At 69.4% G+C, this 19,503-nt stretch carries 18 protein-coding genes; 8 read left to right on the top strand and 10 right to left on the bottom strand.

The annotated features are described in order from the left end of the window. Window positions 1-79 precede the first annotated feature (79 nt). A complete protein-coding gene (locus HDC37_RS02130) occupies window positions 80-964 on the top strand; it encodes an AraC family transcriptional regulator (RefSeq protein WP_179558728.1) in 885 nt (294 codons plus the stop codon). On the opposite strand, the gene HDC37_RS02125 is transcribed toward HDC37_RS02130, so the two are convergent. The 4 genes from HDC37_RS02125 to HDC37_RS02110 are packed head-to-tail and all read right to left on the bottom strand — an operon-like array spanning window position 953 to window position 3,925. After that, entirely contained in the window at window positions 953-1,798 is an 846-nt protein-coding gene (locus HDC37_RS02125) for an SURF1 family protein (RefSeq protein ID WP_374939122.1), read from the bottom strand. The genes HDC37_RS02130 and HDC37_RS02125 overlap by 12 nt on opposite strands. After that, a complete protein-coding gene (locus HDC37_RS02120; RefSeq protein ID WP_179559090.1) occupies window positions 1,798-2,913 on the bottom strand; it encodes a GuaB3 family IMP dehydrogenase-related protein in 1,116 nt (371 codons plus the stop codon). Before HDC37_RS02120 ends, HDC37_RS02125 begins: the two co-directional genes overlap by 1 nt. Window positions 2,914-2,962: 49 nt before the next feature. Next, entirely contained in the window at window positions 2,963-3,241 is a 279-nt protein-coding gene (locus tag HDC37_RS02115; RefSeq protein ID WP_179558727.1) for a DUF2277 domain-containing protein, read from the bottom strand. Between the two features lie 30 nt (window positions 3,242-3,271). Beyond that, window positions 3,272-3,925 (bottom strand): TetR/AcrR family transcriptional regulator, encoded by a 654-nt coding sequence (locus tag HDC37_RS02110; RefSeq protein WP_179558726.1) that lies wholly within the window; start codon window positions 3,923-3,925, stop codon window positions 3,272-3,274. Between the two features lie 73 nt (window positions 3,926-3,998). Here HDC37_RS02110 and HDC37_RS02105 point away from each other — a divergent pair, with 73 nt between their 5' ends. Beyond that, a complete protein-coding gene (locus HDC37_RS02105) occupies window positions 3,999-5,456 on the top strand; it encodes a DHA2 family efflux MFS transporter permease subunit (RefSeq protein ID WP_179558725.1) in 1,458 nt (485 codons plus the stop codon). Here the strand turns inward: HDC37_RS02105 and HDC37_RS02100 are convergent. The 3 genes from HDC37_RS02100 to guaB all read right to left on the bottom strand — a co-directional run bounded on the left by HDC37_RS02100 (window position 5,431) and on the right by guaB (window position 8,840). Continuing rightward, on the bottom strand, window positions 5,431-6,045 hold the full coding sequence (locus tag HDC37_RS02100; RefSeq protein ID WP_218869266.1) for a TMEM175 family protein: 615 nt from the start codon (window positions 6,043-6,045) through the stop codon (window positions 5,431-5,433). The two genes, HDC37_RS02105 and HDC37_RS02100, sit on opposite strands and share 26 nt — an antisense overlap. A gap of 111 nt (window positions 6,046-6,156) precedes the next feature. Next, the gene (locus HDC37_RS02095) at window positions 6,157-6,993 is read right to left on the bottom strand and encodes an endonuclease domain-containing protein (protein WP_179558723.1); all 837 of its coding nucleotides are present in this window, start codon (window positions 6,991-6,993) and stop codon (window positions 6,157-6,159) included. A gap of 347 nt (window positions 6,994-7,340) precedes the next feature. Further along, entirely contained in the window at window positions 7,341-8,840 is a 1,500-nt protein-coding gene (guaB, locus tag HDC37_RS02090) for an IMP dehydrogenase (protein WP_179558722.1), read from the bottom strand. A 283-nt stretch (window positions 8,841-9,123) separates the two neighbouring features. Between guaB and HDC37_RS02085 the strand changes: the two genes are divergently transcribed. The 4 genes from HDC37_RS02085 to HDC37_RS02070 all read left to right on the top strand — a co-directional run bounded on the left by HDC37_RS02085 (window position 9,124) and on the right by HDC37_RS02070 (window position 13,128). Beyond that, window positions 9,124-10,374 carry a branched-chain amino acid ABC transporter permease gene (locus tag HDC37_RS02085; RefSeq protein WP_179559089.1) on the top strand — a complete coding sequence of 417 codons (1,251 nt, stop codon included), beginning with the start codon at window positions 9,124-9,126 and terminating at the stop codon, window positions 10,372-10,374. Window positions 10,375-10,383: 9 nt separating this feature from the next. Beyond that, window positions 10,384-11,364 carry a branched-chain amino acid ABC transporter permease gene (locus tag HDC37_RS02080; protein WP_179558721.1) on the top strand — a complete coding sequence of 327 codons (981 nt, stop codon included), beginning with the start codon at window positions 10,384-10,386 and terminating at the stop codon, window positions 11,362-11,364. Window positions 11,365-11,446: 82 nt separating this feature from the next. Next, window positions 11,447-12,373, top strand: a complete 927-nt coding sequence (locus HDC37_RS02075; RefSeq protein ID WP_308472074.1) for an ABC transporter ATP-binding protein — start codon at window positions 11,447-11,449, stop codon at window positions 12,371-12,373. A gap of 44 nt (window positions 12,374-12,417) precedes the next feature. Then, a complete protein-coding gene (locus HDC37_RS02070) occupies window positions 12,418-13,128 on the top strand; it encodes an ABC transporter ATP-binding protein (RefSeq protein ID WP_179559088.1) in 711 nt (236 codons plus the stop codon). A gap of 257 nt (window positions 13,129-13,385) precedes the next feature. Here HDC37_RS02070 and HDC37_RS02065 read toward each other — a convergent pair whose 3' ends face one another. Continuing rightward, window positions 13,386-14,675, bottom strand: coding sequence for an ABC transporter substrate-binding protein (locus HDC37_RS02065; RefSeq protein ID WP_179558720.1), 1,290 nt, complete (start codon window positions 14,673-14,675; stop codon window positions 13,386-13,388). Window positions 14,676-14,861: 186 nt separating this feature from the next. On the opposite strand from HDC37_RS02065, the gene HDC37_RS02060 reads away from it, so the two are divergent. Beyond that, on the top strand, window positions 14,862-15,611 hold the full coding sequence (locus HDC37_RS02060; RefSeq protein ID WP_308472053.1) for an NmrA family NAD(P)-binding protein: 750 nt from the start codon (window positions 14,862-14,864) through the stop codon (window positions 15,609-15,611). Between the two features lie 3 nt (window positions 15,612-15,614). On the opposite strand, the gene rarD is transcribed toward HDC37_RS02060, so the two are convergent. Further along, window positions 15,615-16,577 carry an EamA family transporter RarD gene (gene rarD / locus HDC37_RS02055; RefSeq protein ID WP_179558718.1) on the bottom strand — a complete coding sequence of 321 codons (963 nt, stop codon included), beginning with the start codon at window positions 16,575-16,577 and terminating at the stop codon, window positions 15,615-15,617. 187 nt (window positions 16,578-16,764) lie between these two features. Further along, window positions 16,765-17,073 (bottom strand): co-chaperone GroES, encoded by a 309-nt coding sequence (gene groES, locus HDC37_RS02050; protein WP_124294187.1) that lies wholly within the window; start codon window positions 17,071-17,073, stop codon window positions 16,765-16,767. 315 nt (window positions 17,074-17,388) lie between these two features. On the opposite strand from groES, the gene HDC37_RS02045 reads away from it, so the two are divergent. Then, window positions 17,389-19,503 (top strand): Hsp70 family protein (locus tag HDC37_RS02045; RefSeq protein WP_179558717.1); only part of this gene is annotated, 2,115 nt, incomplete at its 3' end.

The following is a 19,503-nucleotide window of genomic DNA, read 5'->3' as shown; positions in this document are numbered from 1 at the left end:
GCGGGGAGCTTGCCCCGTCGCGTCGGGACCTTGACGGAAAACGTCAGGAACGGCGGGCGTGATGAGGTTTGATGGGCAGATGGATGCCCGCACGACGGCGACTCTCGATCGGGCGGCCGACACGGCTCGCCGTCACATCGGGAGCCTCCGCCGCACAGAGTCGCTGGGAGTCACGCTCGGACGCACCACCGCGCCGACACCGATGCTGTTCGTGCGCTACCCCCCGTGTCTTGCGATGGTGCTCCACGGTCGCAAGCAGACCATCGACGGCGATTCCGGGGGCCTGGAGTGGGGACCGGACCGGTTCCTCATCACTCCGGTCAAGCTGCCAATCATCGCCCGCGTCGTCGACACGGGCGCCAATGGCGACTTCCTCTCCCTGAACTGGCAGCTCGATCCCGCAATCGTCGCCGAGGTCGCCGGCCAGCTCCCGCGCCCGCCCTCCGCACAGGAGCCCACGCCCCCGCGACTGGGCACGACGACGGCGGATATCGCCGACGCCGTCGACCGACTCCTCGGTCTCCTGGACACTCCCGAGGACATCCCGGTGCTTCTGCCCCTGATCAGCCGGGAACTCACCCTTCGGCTCCTGCAGAGCGACCAGGCCGCGAGGCTGCACGCCGCGGCCGAGCATGCTCACGCCGAGACCGTCAGCACGATGATCGAGCACTTCGCGGCGGCCCTCGCGCGTCCGTGGACGGTCGACGAAGCGGCGGCGCTCTGTCACATCAGCCCCGCGACGCTGACACGGCGATTCCGTGAGATCACCGGGCTCACTCCGATGCGATACCTGAAGCGCCTCCGCCTCGGGGAGGCTCGGCGTGCGATGTTCACCGAGGGGCGGTCTGCGTCGCAGGCGGCTTCGGCCGTCGGCTACCTCAGCGCGGCTCACTTCTCGCGCGACTACCGGGCCGCCTACCGGCTGTCGCCGACGGCGGACCTGCAGCGGGCGTCAGGCGGATGACGCGGCGCGGGCGTCTTCGAGGTCCTCGACCTCTTTCTCCCAGGCGTCCTTGGCCAGCCGGTACCAGAGGTAGAACGCGAAGCCCGCGAAGATGACCCACTCGGCGGCGTAGAAGATGTTCAGCCAGTTCACCGCCGACCCCGCCTCGGGCGGCGCCGAGACGATCTGGTCGAGCCCGCCCTGCGGCACCTCGGCGACGATGTACGACCGGTAGACCTCCAGCCCCGCCGTGTCGCTCCATCGCGAGAGGAGGGCGGCCGGCGACATCCGGATCGAAGTCTGCGGATCCGCGCCCGACGGCGGCGGGACCGCGCCCTCGTCGGAGATGAGGCGCCCCTCGATCGCGATCGGAGAAGCCCCACCCGCGACGTCGGCGTTCAGGCGCTCGGCGGCCGCGTCCGCGGCATCCTGCGTCGGCGCCCATCCGACCGCGACGGCGATCGAGGTGGGTGTGACGGTGTCGGCGACGCGCAGCTGCCCGGTCACCCAGTAGCCCTCGACCCCGTCGTTGAAGCGGGAGGAGACGACGATGAAGTCACCGGGTACCCACGAGCCGCTCACGCTCACGCGCTGCCCCACGAAGGGCTCGGGGAGGTACTCGCCGGGCTCGCTCACCTCGTCCAGGGGGCGCACCTGCTCGGTCGCCCCCGGCGGAAGGGGCGCCGTGTCGATCGCCCGCCCGAGCTGCCACTGGCCGAGCCACGCGAACAGGCCGGCGACCACGAGGGAGAGCGCCAGGAGCGCGATCCATTGCGGCCGGATCATCACCTCGCGCAGCGTCGGCGGGAACTCCTGCGGCGCAGCCGGCTGAGGCAGCGGGGCGGGCTGGGTCATCACTGCGGGTAGGGCGCGACGACGACCTCCACGCGCTGGAACTCCTTGAGGTCGGAGTAGCCGGTCGTCGCCATGGACTTCTTCAGCGCCCCGATGAGGTTCGCGGTGCCGTCGGCGACCGGCGCCGGGCCGTAGAGGATCGACTCGAGCGTGGTGACCTGGTCGACCTTCACGCGGCGACCGCGCGGGAGCTTCGCGTGGTGGGCCTCAGGGCCCCAGTGGAACCCGCCGCCGGGCGCATCGGTCGCGCGCGCGAGCGCGACGCCCAGCATGACCGCGTCGGCGCCCATCGCGAGGGCCTTGACGATGTCGCCGGAGGTGCCGACACCGCCGTCGGCGATGACGTGCACGTAGCGCCCGCCCGACTCGTCGAGGTAGTCGCGGCGCGCGCCGGCCACGTCGGCGACCGCGGTCGCCATGGGGGCGTGGATGCCGAGGGTCGCGCGTGTCGTCGAGGCCGCTCCCCCGCCGAAGCCGACGAGCACCCCGGCGGCGCCGGTGCGCATGAGGTGGAGCGCGGCGGTGTAGGTCGCCGCCCCGCCGACGATGACGGGTACGTCGAGGTCGTAGATGAACTTCTTGAGGTTCAGCGGCTCGGCGACGCTGGAGACGTGCTCTGCCGAGACGGTGGTGCCGCGGATGACGAACAGGTCGACCCCGGCCGCGACGACGGTCTCGTAGAGCTCGGCGGTGCGCTGCGGGGTGAGGGAGCCTGCGACGGTCACGCCGCCGGCGCGGATCTCGGCGAGCCGGTCGCGCACGAGCTCGGGCTTGATCGGCTCGGTGTACAGCTCCTGCATGCGACGGGTGGCCGCAGCGTCGGGGAGGCTCGCGATCTCGGCGAGGAGCGGTTCGGGGTCGTCGTAGCGGGTCCACAGGCCCTCGAGATCGAGCACGCCGAGACCGCCGAGCTGACCGAGCATGATGGCCGTCCGGGGGCTCACGACGGAATCCATCGGGGCACCGAGCACCGGGATGTCGAACTGGTACGCGTCGATCGACCACGCTGTCGAGACATCCTCGGGGTTGCGCGTCCGCCTGGAGGGCACGACGGCGATGTCGTCGAACGTGTAGGCGCGGCGAGCGCGCTTGGCGCGGCCGATCTCCATCTCCATGGTCACCGTCCCAGCCTACCCGCCGGGTCCGACGCGGCCGCGGGGGCGCTCAGGCGACCTGGTACCGACCCGACGCGACCGCACGGGCGCGGGCCTTGGCCGCTTCCTCGTCGCGGTTCTTCGGAGGCGCGGTGGTGACGAGGTCGTCCAGCAGATGCTGCGTGGCGTGGGCGATCTCGGCGACGGCGCGGTCGAAGGCCTCCTGGTTGGCCTTCGACGGCTTGGTCGTGCCGGCGATCTTCCGCACGTACTGGAGGGCGGCGGCCTGCACCTCGTCCGACGAGGCGGCGGGCTCGAAGTTGTGGAGGGTGTGGATGTTCCGACACATGCCAGCGACGATACGCCGGGCCCGCGCCCGTCACCAGGGTTCGGCGGCGCGAGGAGCGATGTCGAGGATCTGCGGGAGCTTGGAGGGGAAGCACGTCTGCATCAACTCCGTGATGCGCGGGTCGGTGTCGTAGTCGTCGACCAGTCGCATCCCGATCATGACGTTGATGAGCATCCCCTGCGCGAGGAACGAGCTGGCCTCCTCCGCGGAGAAGCCGACCTCCTCGCGGAAGAACTGCCAGACGTCGGCGAAGATCTTCCGGGCGGCGGGTCCGATGACCGGATGACTGCCCAGCAGCCAGGCGTGCGACAGGGTCTGGTGAAGCCCCCGCACGCTCACCAGCTGCACGTAGGCGTCGCCGATGCGCTGCGGAAGCTCGAGATCGGATGCGTCGTCGGCGAGCGCCTCACGGAAGGCCGCCATCAGGGCATCGGATGACGCGGAGAGGGCGGCGAGGAACAGGCTCTCCTTCGAGCCGAACAGACGCACCACGTACGGCTGGCTGACGCCGGCGGCCCGGGCGACGTCGTCGGTGGTCGTTCCTTCGTAGCCGCGCGCGCCGAACATCGCGATCGCTGCGGCGACGATCTGCTCGCGACGCTCGTCGGAGCTCATGCGCCGAGCGGGAGCGGCACTCGCCGCATCGGCGGCAGCGGCGGTCGGCGTCAACGGTGCAGGAGCCATGTTGACATGTTATCAGTCGATTACTACATTGTCCTCCAGCAAGTAATCATCCGATTACAACTGAGGAGTTCCGATGCCCGTCTCGCCGCCACGTCGCCCCTTCGCCCTCGTTCTCGCCGCGGCATCCCTGCCGATGTTCATGGCGACGCTCGACAACCTCGTGATGACCAACGCCCTCCCCGTGCTCAGCCGGGAGATGGGCGCGAGCGTCGAAGAGCTGCAGTGGTTCGTCAACGCGTACACCCTCGTCTTCGCCGGCGCGATCCTCGTCGCGGCCGCCCTCGGCGACCGATTCGGTCGCCGGACGGTGTTCGCGATCGGCATCGGCGTCTTCGGTCTCGGCTCGGTGCTCGCCGCCCTCAGCAGCGACCCGGGTCAGCTGATCGCCGCGCGCGCACTGCAGGGCCTCGGCGGCGCCGGCGTCCTGCCCCTGTCGCTCGCCCTCCTCAGTGGCGCGGTCACGCCGGCCCGGCGGCCGCTGGCGATCGGCATCTGGGGCGGAGTGTCGGGACTCGGGGTCGCGGTCGGACCGCTCGTGGGCGGGGCGATCATGGAGGGCTGGACGTGGCAGGCGATCTTCTGGATCAACGTCCCGGTCGCCCTCATCGCCATCCCCCTCGCCCTCCTCGTCCTTCCGAACGACTTCGGTGCGCTTGCGCGGATCGACATCCCGGGCGCGCTGCTGGCCGCCGGCGGCGTGCTGGCGCTGGTGCACGCGATCGTGCGGGCCAACGACGACGGATGGGACACCGTCGGCGTCATCGGCGAGCTCGCCCTCGGCGTCATCCTGCTCCTCGCTTTCGTGCTGTGGCAGGCGCGCACTGCGGCACCGCTCATCCCGCTTCGTCTCTTCCGCGACCGCTCGTTCTCCATCACGAACCTCGTCGGCTTCGCCTTCAGCTTCGGCACGTTCGGCGCGGTGTTCCTCCTCATCCAGTTCCTCCAGGTCGAGCAGGGCTCGACGCCGCTCGAGGCGGCGCTGCAGACGACCCCCTGGACCCTCGCCCCGATGTTCGTCGCTCCCCTCGCCGGCTTCATCGCGCCGCGCGTCGGCACGCGGGCGCTGCTGGTGCTCGGGCTCGCCCTGCAGGGCGGCGCTCTGGCGTGGATCGCCGCGGTGATGTCATCCGATGTTCCCTACGGGGCGCTCGTGGCGCCCTTCATCATGGCGGGGGTCGGCATGGGACTCGTCTTCGCCCCGTCGGCGACGGCGCTGCTCGCCACCCTCGGGCTCGTCGACCACGCCAAGGCGTCGGGGGTCAACTCCACGGTGCGCGAGCTCGGCGTCGCGCTCGGCACGGCGGTGATGACCGCGGTCTTCGTCGGGGCGGGCGGCGCGCTCGTTCCGGGCGAGTACGTGGCCGCCGCGCGACCGGCCGTCTTCCTCGGCGCAGCCGTGCTGGGGGTCGCGACCCTCGCCGCTCTGCTCCTTCCCGCGGGGCGGAGCGAGACCTCGGCGAACGTGGACGAGGTCGACGACGTCGACGACGTCGACGACGACGAGATCAGCGTCCCCGCAGCAGTCGGGTGAGCAGTCCGTCGAAGACGAACAGCAGGAAGGCCGCCGAGCCGATCCATGGCGAGACGATCACGACGACGACCGAGATGATCACCGCGCTGAGGGCGCCCCGACCGTAGGCGCGAGCGTCTCCCTCGGAGAGGTCGGGAATGATGTCGGCGCGGCGGCGCACCGCCCAGGACCACTGCAACCAGCTGGTGAGGATCGCCAGGAAGAAGGTGATCGGCATGAGCACACGGCCGGCCGTGTACTGCGAGTACTCGGTCGTGAGGCCGGTGGCGAACGGCACGACGACGATGAAGAGCAGCCGGATGTTGTTCAGCCAGATCATGACGCCGTCGACCCGGACGATCCATTCGAACTGCGCGACGTGGGTCATCCACAACAGACACAGCAGCAGGAAGCTGAGGGCGAAGTTGAAGAACTGGGGACCCATCGCCGCGAGGGCGCCCCACATCTCGCCGTCGCTGCGGATCGTTCCGAACGTGTGGGTGGTGAGGTTGAGGACGAGAAGCGTCGCCGCGATCGCGAACACGCCATCGGTGAACGCGGCCAGGCGCGTCGCGCCGACCGTCGCCTCGGGGTGGGTCTTCGCCCTCATCACCTCGCCAGGGTAACGGTGGGGGTGGACGAACTGCGGAGACCCGCGCGAGGTTCGGAGCCGATCGGCCCCATGCTCCGAAGAGGAGGCCTCTCTCCGAAGCACGTGCGCTCAGACGGCCAGGTGAAGACGGGCGGCGATGGACTGCCGGATGACGCGGAGCACCGCCTCTCGGTCGTGGACGACCTGGGCGTACCCGAACCGCAGCACGGTGTAGCCGCGCAGGCGCAGCTCGGCGTCGTGCGCGATGTCCTTCGCACGCTGCGCAGCCGAGGAGTGGAACTGCCAGCCGTCGATCTGGATCACCAGTCGCTCCCCCACCAGGACGTCTACCGGACGACCAGCGAGCCACACCTGCTGACGCACGTGCACACCCCAGCGACGGAGCGGGGTGACGAGCAGGGTCTCGAGGCCGGAGTCAGCGAGTCCTGTGACCGCCGCGGCCAGCTCGTGCGCCGCGGTCGAGGTCCACGCGAGGGAGCGCAGGTACTCCGGGGCGAGCTTCTCGACGCGTACGGCCGACTCCCACACGGCCAGCGCCGATTCGAACGGCAGGCAATGGGCGATATGGAGCAGCGCATCCTCGACGTGAGCGACGAGTGCGTGGCCGCCGGGGAGCATCGGTCGAGTCCAGTGGGTCACCGCATCGAAGCCATCGGTCACCGCCCCCGACCCAGGCAGCCGATGGAGGTGGAGGCGATCAGGCTCGTCGAGCATCCACCATCCGCGGCGACGAGCGAGTGTGACGCAGGTCAGCCTGCTTCCGGCTCTGGCCGCCGCGACGAGAAGCGGATCGCTGGAGGGAAGCGCGAGCCACGCGCGGCGGATAAGGACCGCGCCGCCCGTGCGTACGAAGCTCCGCAGTGCCGCGACGGTGAAGCCCGCACGCAAGGCGTCGGCGCGGTGGGCGATCCCGTCTCGCGCCGCGAGCCAGTGGGCAAGATTCATGCCTGCGAGCTTGGCGTTCGGAGCCGCGGTCCCGGCCCTGTTCGCGCGGAACTGTGAGTGAATGCGGGCGACGTGGACCTGTGCAGGAGGCACGCCCTGGCATCCCTCCGCGCTGCTCACAAAATGACGCCTTCTCCACAGAATCCTGGCGAGATTCTGCGGAGAAGGCGCAATTCTGCGGCGGACGCGCCGGGGCGCGGCGGCGCGGCGTGAGCGCGCAGCGCGGCGGCGCGGCAGCGCCGCCGCGGCCCGCGGAGTGAGCGCGCAGCGCGCAGCGCGAGGCGCGACGGCGCGGCGAGAGCGCGCAGCGCCGACAGAGCGCGCAGCACGGCGCGCCGCGCCGCGGCTCAGCGCTTGTAGTTCGGCGCCTCCACGACGATCTGCACGTCGTGCGGGTGCGACTCCTTGAGCCCGGCCGAGGTGATCCGCACGAACTTGCCCTTGGCCTTCAGCTCGTCGATGGTGCGCGCCCCGACGTAGAACATCGACTGCCGCAGGCCGCCGACGAGCTGGTACGCCACCGCCGACACCGGGCCGCGGTAGGGGACCTGCCCCTCGATCCCCTCGGGGATGAGCTTGTCGTCGTTGGGCACATCGGCCTGGAAGTAGCGGTCCTTCGAGTACGACGTCTTCTTGCCGCGCGTCTGCAGCGCGCCGAGCGACCCCATGCCGCGGTACTGCTTGAACTGCTTGCCGCTCTGGAAGACGATCTCGCCCGGCGACTCGTCGGTGCCGGCGAGAAGCGACCCGAGCATGACCGTGTCGGCTCCGGCGACGAGCGCCTTGGCGATGTCGCCCGAGTACTGCAGGCCGCCGTCGGCGATGATCGGCACGCCCGCGGCGCGGGCGGCGAGGGATGCCTCGTAGATCGCCGTCACCTGCGGCACACCGACGCCCGCGACCACGCGGGTGGTGCAGATGGAGCCCGGCCCGACCCCGACCTTCACCGCATCCACGCCGGCGTCGATCAGCGCCTGCGCGCCCTCGCGGGTCGCGACGTTGCCGCCGATGACGTCGACGCCGGCGAACGACGGGTCTGCCTTGAGGCGCCGGACGATGTCGATGACACCAGCGGACTGGCCGTTGGCGGTGTCGACCACGAGCACGTCCACGCCCTTGTCGCGCAGCGCCTCGGCCCGCTGCCACGCATCGCCGAAGAAGCCGATGGCAGCGCCGACGCGCAGGCGCCCCTGCTCGTCCTTCGTCGCGAGCGGGTACTTCTCGCTCTTGTCGAAGTCCTTGATGGTGATCAGCCCGGCGAGCTTGCCGTCGTCGTCGATGAGCGGCAGCTTCTCCACGCGGTGCTTCGCGAAGAGGGCGATGACGTCGTTCGCACCGATCCCGACGCGCGCGGTGATGAGCCCCTCGGTGGTCATCACGTCCTTCACCAGGGTCGTCTGACGCTCGAAGCCCGAGACGAAGCGCATGTCGCGATTGGTGACGATGCCGACCAGCTGCCCGTCGGTGTCGACGACCGGGAGCCCCGAGATGCGGTACTTCGCGCACAGGGCGTCGACCTCTTCGATGGTGGCGTCGGGGGTGGTGGTGATCGGGTCGGAGATCATCCCCGACTCGCTGCGCTTGACCCGATCGACCATCGCCGCCTGCTCCTCGATGGAGAGATTGCGATGGATGATGCCGATGCCGCCCTCGCGCGCGATGGCGATCGCCATGCGGGCTTCGGTGACGGTGTCCATCGCGCTGGACAGGAGCGGGGTGGCCACCGTGATGCGGCGGGTCACGCGCGAAGAGGTGTCGGCCTCGCTCGGGATGACGTCGGTGTGGCCGGGAAGCAGCAGCACGTCGTCATACGTGAGACCGACGAAGCCGAAGGGATCGTGTTCCATGTGGAGGGCTCCTGCGCGCGAGAGGGGGTGTCCTGATTGTAAACGCGCGAGGCTGCGACCTATTCCGACCGATCGGTCACTTATGCTCGATCAGCACGCCTTACGAATGCCAAGTCGGTTCGTAGGTGAAACACGCCCGACACATTACGCTCATACCGTTCATCAATGCCGATGCACCCGATGTCGGCATTGGCGCCGGACTGGAGGATCTGTGAGTCCCACCATCGCTGCGGCTCAGCGGACGAGACGCAGGGCGATCCCCGCGATCATCGCCCTGTTCCTGATGCTCATGGGCATCTTCGTGTCGTCCGTTCCCGCCCTCGCCGCGGATTCCGAGAACCCGTATCGCATCAGCGGCAACGTCCAGCTCGACGGTGAACCCCTCGAGGGGGTGCGGCTGGTCATCGACGGGCCCGGCGGCGAGCAGGAGGTCGAGACCGACGAGAACGGCCAGTGGCGCGTCGGTGTGCCCGAACGGGGCGAGACCTACACCGTCACCCTCGACGAGGAGACCCTCCCCGAGGGCATCGCCGTGGTCGACCCCGAGGACGATTCCCCCAACACCAAGGAAGTCGAGATGGGCCAGGGGGGCCGCGCGACGGTCAACTTCTTCATCGGCGAGGGTGAGCGAAACGTCACCGGCTTCTTCGACCAGTTCGTGCAGCGCATCATCCAGGGGCTGAGCTTCGGTCTCATGCTGGCCCTCGCGGCCATCGGTCTTTCGCTGGTCTACGGCACGACCGGAATCTCCAACTTCGCCCACGGCGAGATGGTGACCTTCGGGGCGGTGATAGCAGCGGTCCTGGTCGGACCGGCGAGCCTGGCGCTGCCATGGTGGCTCGGCTTCCCGGTCGCGGTGGTGCTGAGCGCCCTTCTCGGCCTCGTGATGGACATGGCGCTCTGGCGGCCGCTGCGGCGCCGGCGGGTGGGCATCGTTCAGCTGATGATCGTCTCGATCGGTCTGTCGCTGGCGATGCGCTACACCTTCCAGTTCTTCATCGGTGGAGGCACGATCCAGCTCCCCGGCTCCAACGCCCCGCGCATTCCGCTCTTCGGCACGGTGGAGCTCAGCGTCATCGACATCGCGTCGCTGGCGATCTCGATCATCGTCATCGTCGCCTTCGCGCTGTGGCTGACCCGATCCCGGATCGGCAAGGCGACGAGGGCGATCTCGGACAACCCGTCGCTGGCAGCGGCATCCGGAATCGATGTGGACTTCGTGGTCCGCATCGTGTGGATCCTCGCCGGCGCCCTCGCCGGCCTCGCCGGCATCCTGTATGCGTATTACCGTCCGGGCATCCGCTGGGACATGGGCGCGCAGATCCTGCTGCTGATGTTCGCCGCCGTCATCCTCGGTGGCCTCGGCACCGCCTACGGCGCCCTCGTCGGCGCGATCATCGTGGGCATCGTCGTCGAGGTGTCGAGCCTGTGGATCCCGTCGGACCTCAAGTACGCCAGCGCGCTGTTCATCCTCATCGTGATCCTGCTGTTCCGACCACAGGGAATCCTGGGCCGGCGAGAGAGAATAGGTTAGGGCCCGGCAATGGACTGGCTGCAGATCCTCTCCAACACCGCCTCCTCGATTCTGAGTCCGGCGACCATCGGCTACGCGCTCGCGGCCCTCGGCCTCGCGGTGCACTTCGGCTACACCGGCCTCATCAACATGGGTATCGCCGGATTCATGGCGATCGGAGCATACGGGTACGCGATCGGCGTGCTCACCTTCGGACTGGAGTGGTGGCTCGCCGCGCTCCTGGGCCTGGTCGCCTCGGCGGTCTTCGCCGTCATCCTGGGTATCCCGACCCTGCGGCTGCGCGGTGACTACCTCGCGATCGTGACGATCGCCGCCGCCGAGGTGGTGCGACTGCTCTTCCTCACCACCGCGTTCGACGAGGTCACGGGCTCGGCCGACGGGCTCAGCGGCTATCACGCGAGCTTCCGCGGGGCGAACCCGATCCCCGACGGCACGTACGGCTTCGGACCCTTCACCTACAACGAGACCCAGTGGTGGGTGCGGATCATGGGGCTTCTCACCCTCGCATTCGCCGTGCTCGTGGTGTGGATGCTGACCCGCAGCCCCTGGGGCCGGACGATCAAGGGCATCCGCGAGGACGAGGATGCCGTGCGGGCGCTCGGCAAGAACGTGTACGCGTACAAGATGCAGTCGCTCATCCTGGGCGGTGTGCTCGCCGCGGCAGGCGGCATCGTGTACGCCCTCCCCTCGGCGGTCAGCCCCGGTGTGTACGTGACCTCGCTGACGTTCTTCGTGTGGACGGCGCTTCTGCTGGGCGGTGCGGCGACGGTGTTCGGCCCGCTCCTGGGATCGCTGATCTTCTGGGTGCTCCAGACGTTCCTCTCCAACGTCCTCCCGGCGCTGGTGGCGGCGGGCATCCTTCCCTTCATGACCCAGATCCAGGCGGGAACGCTGCGCTTCATCATCGTGGGCGTCGCGCTCATGCTCCTCGTGATCTTCATGCCGCAGGGCATCCTCGGCAACAAGAAGGAGCTGACCTTTGTCCGATAACCAGCCGCTGTCCGATAACACTCCCGACCCCACTGCCGCCCCGACGCCACGCGCGAAGACCACCGGTCTCCACGTCGGCGAGGTGCGGCCCGGGGTGCCCAAGGTCGACCCGATCCTCGTCGCCGACGGCGTGCAGCGCTCGTTCGGCGGCGTCAACGCCGTCGACGTCGAGCACCTCGAGATCCCGCGGGGCGCGATCACCGCGCTCATCGGGCCGAACGGTGCCGGCAAGACCACCCTGTTCAACCTGCTGACCGGGTTCGACAAGCCCAACACGGGCTCGTGGAGCTTCGAGGGGAAGAACCTCTCCGGCATCCCCGCCTACCGCGTGTCGCGCATGGGGCTGGTCCGCACCTTCCAGCTGACCAAGGCCCTCGGCCTCCTCACGGTCATGGAGAACATGAAGCTCGGCGCCACCGGGCAGCGCGGCGAGAAGTTCTGGGCCTCGCTCTTCCCGCCGCTGTGGCGCAAGCAGGACGCCGAGATCGAGCAGCGCGCCGAGGGCCTGCTGAAGAAGTTCAAGCTCGACGCCAAGTCGGCCGACTTCGCAGCCAGCCTCTCGGGCGGTCAGCGAAAGCTCCTCGAGATGGCCCGGGCTCTCATGACGCAGCCGACGCTGGTCATGCTCGACGAGCCGATGGCCGGGGTGAACCCGGCGCTGACCCAGTCGCTCCTGGACCACATCCTCGACCTGAAGGACGAGGGCATGACGGTGCTCTTCGTCGAGCACGACATGCACATGGTCCGGCACATCGCCGACTGGGTCGTCGTCATGGCCGAGGGACGCATCGTCGCCGAAGGCGACCCGGCATCCGTCATGAAGAACCCCGCGGTCATCGACGCGTACCTCGGTGCCCACCAGGAGCTCGATCTCGGTGTCGTCACCGGCCGCATCCCCGTCATCGAGGCGGATGCGGGGACGGATGCCGCCGCCTCGGCGTCGTACAGTGCGCAGACCCTCGTCGAGGAAGGCCTGGCCGAGGAAGAGCAGCAGGAGGAGCAGAAGTGAGCACCCCCACCGACACCGGCGCCGCCACGACCACCGGAACCCCCGTGGTCTTCGTCGACGACGTCCACGCCGGCTATCTCCCCGGCGTGAACATCCTCAACGGGTGCTCGCTGGTCGCCCACCAGGGCGAGCTCATCGGCATCATCGGGCCCAACGGTGCGGGAAAGTCCACCCTGCTGAAGGCGATCTTCGGGCAGGTGAACATCCGTCAGGGCACGGTCACGCTCGAGGGCGACGACATCACGGGCCTGAAGGCGAACAAGCTCGTCGCGCGCGGGGTGGGGTTCATCCCCCAGACGAACAACGTCTTCCCGAGCCTCACCATCGAGGAGAACCTCCAGATGGGGCTCTATCAGCGCCCGAGCGCCTACAAGGAGCGTCTGGAGTTCGTCACCGGCATCTTCTCCGAGCTCGGCAAGCGGCTCAAGCAGCGCGCCGGATCGCTCTCGGGCGGTGAGCGCCAGATGGTGGCGATGAGCCGCGCGCTGATGATGAACCCGAAGGTGCTGCTCCTCGACGAGCCGTCGGCCGGCCTCTCCCCCGTGCGGCAGGACGAGGCGTTCATCCGCGTCTCCGAGATCAACAAGGCCGGCGTCACCTGCATCATGGTCGAGCAGAACGCACGCCGGTGCCTGCAGATCTGCGACCGCGGCTACGTGCTCGACCAGGGACGCGACGCCTACACCGGCACCGGCCGCGAGCTGCTGAACGACCCCAAGGTCACCGAGCTGTACCTCGGGACGCTCGGCGCCTGACGCGCGGGCGCGCGCGGCGGCGCGCCGGTCGAGGTTGACGCATCTGGTCGGGCGTTTCGTGTCGCTGCGCTCGCTCAACGACCGAGACAGCGGATGCGTCCGGTCGTTGAGCGAGGAGCGCAGCGACGAGACGAAACGGGCGACCATCCTCGCCCCCTCGACGCTCACCCCCGCGCGCAGCGCGTGACCCCCCCCACCGCACAAGGAGCGGGCCCCGGAGTCGATGACTCCGGGGCCCGCTGCCGTATCAGGCTGAATCAGCCCTCGTACGCCGAGTAGGTGTTGTCCTCGCCGTACTGGTAGATGCCGATCGACGCCTCGGTCGGGTCGCCGACCTCGTCGAACGTGATCGGACCCGAGATGCCGTCGTAGTCGGCCGTGCCGCCACCGAGGATGATGTCGGCGCACTCCGCGTAGCTGGTGCACTTCTCGCCCTCGCCCTCGCCACCGGACACGGTGATGAGGTTCTCGGCGATGTCAGCCGGCTCGGTCGAACCCGCCGCGAGCGACGCGAGCGCCAGCAGGACGACCGCGTCGAACGACTCGGCCGCGTAGCTGTACTCGGTGAGCTCGGGGAGTCCCTCGGCCGCGACCCACTCGTCGAGCGACGCGGTGAAGTCACCGATCGAGTCGATGGACAGGCCGGGCAGGGTGCCCTTGGCGCCGGTGAGGGCACCGGGCTCGAGCTCCTCGCTGAAGTCGGACAGGTTGCCGTCGACGAAGTACAGCTTGTCGGCCGGGAACGAGCCGAGCAGACCCGGGAGGATCGTCGTGACCTCTTCGAACGTGATCAGGGCGATCGCGTCGGGGTCGGCGGCGAGCACCTCGGAGATCTGCGCGTCGAAGTTCGTGTCACCGGTGTTGTACGTCGGCTGGGCCACGACCTCGCCGCCGGCCGCCTCGAACGCCTCCGTCACGTACCCGGCGAGGCCGGTGCCGTAGGAGTCGTTCAGGACGATCATGCCGAGCGTCTGGTTGCCGTCCTCGGCGATGAGGTTGCCGAGCACCTCGCCCTGCAGCACGTCCGACGGCGCGGTGCGGAAGTAGAGCCCGTTGTCGTCGTAGGTGGTGAACGCGTCGGAGGTGTTGGCCGGCGAGAACTGGATGACGCCCGCTCCCACGACCTGGTCGATGAACTGCAGCGAGGTGCCCGACGAGGCGGCGCCGATGATGGCCGAGACATCCTCGCCGAGGAGGCGGGGGATCTCGGTCTCGTACGCCTTGTTGTCGGTGTCGCCCGAGTCGCCGTACACGACGTCGATCGAGAGACCAGTCTCGTCGGAGACCTCGTTGATCTGCGACGCGGCATAGCCCACACCGGCTTCTTCCGGCGGGCCGAGGAAGGCGAGGTTGCCGGTCTGCGGCAGCGCGGTGCCGATCTTGAGGGCGAGTTCTTCGCCGGGGGCCGCGGCCGACGGCTCTGCGCTGTCGCCACCACCGGTGTCGCCGCCGCCGCCGGAACATCCGGCGAGGACGAGGGCGCTGGCGCCTGCGAGCGCGACGGCACCGAGGACGGTGCGCTTGCGCGAGCGAGTGAAGACGCTCATGTTGCTCCTTGCTGTGTAAGGGTGCGAAACGGCTCGGGAAAGCCGCTTCCAGTGGGATAAACCTAATCGGGAACGAGTCTCGCCAATGTTGCCGTTCGTTAACGATCTGTAACGCTTGCGCAGGGGCGGCGCGGCACTGTGCAGAAAGAAGGCGCGAATCGCGCATCAGGGTGGAGGATGACACCCGTGGCACGCATCACGGTCGTCGGCGGCACCGGGCTCATCGGAGGCAAGGTCATGGCGCGGCTGCGGAGCGCGGGGCACGAGGCTCGCGCGGCCTCTCCCTCCACCGGGGTCGACCTCGTCACGGGTGAGGGTCTGGACGACGCCCTCGCCGGGTCATCCGTCGTGATCGATGTGTCCAAGCCCCGCACCTACGACCCCGACGCGGTCTCGCGGCACTTCGACCGCGCCGCGCGCAACCTCGCCGGCGCGGAGACGCGGGCGGGCGTCATCCATCATGTCGCCCTGTCGGCGGTGGGGACCGAGCGCGTCCCTCAGTCGATCCCCTTCTACCGGGCAAAGGCTCACGGCGAGGCGATCCTGCGCGACTCGGGGGTGCCCTTCTCGATCGTGCGGGCGACGCAGTTCTTCGAGTTCGGTGCGCAGATCGGCGCGCAGGCGCGCACCGGAGGGACGGATGACGCGCGCGTCGCCGACGCTGAGGTGCAGCCGATCGCGGGCGATGATGTCGCGGCGGTGCTCGCGGGTCTCGCAGACGAGGCGCCCTCCGGTGGCGCCGCCGAGATCGCGGGGCCGGACATCATGCCCCTCGCCGACTTCGTCTCGCGCTGCCTTGCGGCCACCGGCGACGGCCGGACCGTCGTCGCCGACCCGGGTGCGCTCTACTTCGGCGCGGTCATCGAGCGTGATGAGCTGCTCCCGGGCGACGACGCGTGGATCGCGCCGACGCGGCTCGGCGAGTGGCTCGCCTGACCCTCAGGTCACCGCGCCGACATCCGACACCCCGCGCCGGGCGTGACGGATCGAATCGACGGTCAGCACGACGAGAGCGATCCAGACGAGGCTAAAGCCGATCCACCGCTCGAGAGGCATCGGCTCGCCGAGGAGGAAGGCCCCGGTGAGGAACTGCAGGATGGGCGCGACGAACTGCAGCAGCCCGATGAGGCTGAGCGGAACCCGCCGCGCGCCGGCGGCGAAGAAGAGGAGCGGGGTGGCGGTCACGACGCCCGCGAGCGACAGCAGCACGGCGTGCCAGACGCCCGCGGTGCCCATCGTGATGCCCGTGGTGACGCCGACGGTCGTGAGAACGACGATGGCGACAGGCGTGAGCCACAGCGTCTCCAGCGTCAGGCCGCTCACCGCGTCGACGGACGGCCCGATCTGCTTCTTGACCAGGCCGTAGAGACCGAACGAGAACGCCAGCGACAGCGCGATCCACGGAAAGGCGCCGTAGCCGACGGCGATCACGATGCAGGCGACGGCGGCGATCGCGAGGGCGATCCACTGCGTGATCCGCAGCCGTTCGCGCAGCACCACGACGCCCAGCAGCACGGTGACGATGGGATTGATGAAGTAGCCCAGGCTCGTCTCGATCACGTGCCCGGTGAGGGCTGCGATGAGGAAGACCTGCCAGTTGATGTAGATGAGGATGCCGGCGACCGCCGTCCACAGCAGCAGCCGGCGTGTGCGCAGGATGACGAGGAACTTCCCCCACCCGCGCGTGATCGCGAGCAGCAGCGCGCAGAACAGCAGGGACAGCACGATCCGCCAGGCGACGACCTCGATCGCGCCCGTCGGCTCGAGCAGGAGGAAGTAGAGGGGCAGGAAACCCCAGATGAGGTAGGCCGCCAGCGCGTACACGGCGCCGAGGGTGCGTTCGCGCGCCGCGTCCGCGTGCGGCGCGGCTTTCCCGGTCGTCTCGGTCGTCTCGCGCGTCACCGGCTCAGCCTACGCGCGCGAGGCGCGACGGATGTCGGGCCGATCGCTCATCCGTGGCCTGTTCCGCCTCATGCGGGCACACGCGCCCCACCGATCTTGCATCCGTCGCGCGATCCTCGCTCGGGCACGCGAAACGGGGGCCGGATGCCTGAGCATCCGACCCCCGTGGAGTGTGTCGCTGGACGAATCAGCGGACGACGACCGCCAGCACGTCGCGAGCGGAGAGGACGAGGAACTCGTCCGCGCCGAACTTGACCTCGGTGCCGCCGTACTTGGAGTAGATCACGCGGTCGCCGACGGCGACGTCGAGCGGGATCCGGTTGCCGTTGTCGTCGATGCGACCGGGGCCCACGGCCACGACCTCGCCCTCCTGGGGCTTCTCCTTGGCGGTGTCGGGAATGACCAGACCGCTCGAGGTGGTCTGCTCGGCCTCGACCTGCTTGATGACGATGCGGTCCTCGAGCGGCTTGATGGAAACCTGAGTGGAAACCGTCACGGTCTACCTCTTCTTTCTTGAGATGAAGACTGGTTAGCACCCACACCTTGAGAGTGCTAATCCAGTGTAGGCAAACCGCTGGCACTCCCGCAACGTGAGTGCCAGATTCGAAGCGGGCACACTAGCAGTTCGCGACACACGGGGAAACGGTCACCGGACGACCTATCGCGCGTCGGAAGACGTGTGTATCATCCGAGGTGGGACGCCGCTCTCACAGCTGAGACCACTCAGTGACGAGCAACGCGGCATACAGAGTCGAATTGGGGCGGAACCTGGGGAGGTTCCGGAATCGACTCTCTTGGGGGAGATGAGAACTTGGCTACTGGGGCTACGTATTTTCTGGGGATCGACGTCGGAACGACGCGGATCGCTGCGGCAACGGCGCGCACCGCGCCGGACGGCAGCATCGTCGCGGCACCGTTCCCGTTAGGACGCCGCAACGACAGCGCCGCCACGGTGGTGTTCGTCGCCGATGACGGCGAACTGCTGATCGGAGACGCCGCCGAACGTCGCGGCATCACGCAGCCGGAGCGACTCGTGCGCGAGTTCAAGCGCAGCATCGGCGACGATGTGCCGGTGGTCGCCGGCGGACGGTCGATCCCGGCCGAGAAGCTGTGGGCGCACACCGTGTCCGCTGTCGTCGACGCCGTCGTCGAGCGCGAGGGCGCGCGCCCCGCCGCGGTGATGCTCACGCACCCCACCGCGTGGGGTCCCCACCGGATCGGCCTCATCCTGTCGGCGCTCGACAAGCTGGGCGTCAAGGACGTCCACCTCATCACCGAGCCTGAAGCAGCCGCGCGTCACTACGAGGCGGGTCGCGTCATGGAGGCCGGACAGGCCCTCGCCGTCTACGACCTCGGTGGCGGCACCTTCGACTCCGTCGTCCTGCGCAAGAGCGCCGACGGCTCGTTCGCTCCCGTCGGCATCCCGGTCGGCATCGACAATCTCGGCGGCGCCGACTTCGACGATGCCGTTTTCCGCCATGTGCTGCGCTCGTCGGGGGTCGCGGAGGCCGACCTCAACGACGCCGATCCCGACATCCGCCTCGCGCTGGCGCAGCTGCGCCGCGAGTGCGTGGAGGCCAAGGAAGCCCTTTCGTTCGACTCCGACGTCACCGTGCCGGTGCTCCTCCCCTCCGGGGCGACGAGCGTGCGCCTCACGCGCCAGGAGTTCGAGGAGATGATCGACGGCTCCGTCGAGCGGACGATCGACACCCTCGAGGACGGGCTCGACTCGGCCGGGCTCGAGCCCGAGGCCCTCGAGAGCATCCTTCTCATCGGCGGATCCTCACGGATCCCACTGGTCGCCGAGCGTCTGTCCGAGCGGCTCGACCGGCCGATCGCGATCGACGCCGACCCGAAGTCATCCATCGCCCTGGGCGCGGCCCGCGCGCTCGTGCCGGTCACCGCCGACGAGTCGGTCGCCTCGCTGGCCCTCGTCCCGGTCGGTGCCGCGGCTGCGGCAGGTGCCCTGGCGACGACGGATGCCGCGGCTGCCGCCACGACCGACCTCGCCGTGTTCGACCCCGCCGCCGGCCGTGCGGAGCAGAAGGCGGCGCGCCGCTGGTACCAGCGCGTGCCTGCCGTCGCCGCGGCCGGAGCCGGCGCCCTCGTCATTGCGACGGGCCTGGTCTTCGCCAGCGCGGGCGGGCTCGGAGCGGGCACCTTCGACTCCACCGGGTCGACCGAGAACCTGCGGGAGTGGGCGGACGTTGAGCTCACGCCGTCGCCGGCGGCTGACGGAGATCTCCCGACCTCCGACCCTGTCGCCGTAGGCCCGGTGCCCCAGGCACCCCAGGCCAAGCAGGACCGCGGCTCGAGCCAGTCCAAGCCGAAGGCCAAGGCGACCAATCAGCGCAAGCAGGCTGCCGAGCGCAATGCCGCGACCCGCCCGCCGACGGCGCCCGCAGCGAGCCAATCACCGACGTCAGGGAAGCCCTCGTCGCCGAAGCCCACGCAGACCAGCGATGGCGGCGGTAACACGCCGGGCGGTGGGAGCTCCAGCGGCACCGGCGGAACACCTGGAACAGGAACTGGCGGAACGCCTGGGACCGGGACGGGCGGAGCACCTGGGACTGGGACGGGAACCGGCTCAGGCGAAGGAACCGGCTCAGGCGAAGGAACCGGCTCAGGCGAAGGAACCGGCTCAGGCGAAGGAACCGGCTCAGGCGAAGGAACCGGCTCAGGCGAGGGAACCGGCTCAGGCGAGGGAACCGGCTCAGGCGAAGGAACCGGCTCAGGCGAGGGAACCGGCTCAGGCGAAGGAACCGGCTCAGGCGAAGGAACCGGCTCAGGCGAGGGAACCGGCTCAGGCGAGGGAACCGGCTCAGGCGAGGGAACCGGCTCAGGCGAAGGAACCGGCTCAGGCGAAGGAACCGGCTCAGGCGAAGGAACCGGCTCAGGCGAAGGAACCGGCTCAGGCGAAGGAACC

This window comes from Microbacterium sp. AK009 (assembly GCF_013410955.1).
In the GTDB taxonomy this organism is placed as follows: domain Bacteria; phylum Actinomycetota; class Actinomycetes; order Actinomycetales; family Microbacteriaceae; genus Microbacterium.
This window is presented reverse-complemented; position numbering and strand designations above follow the sequence as displayed.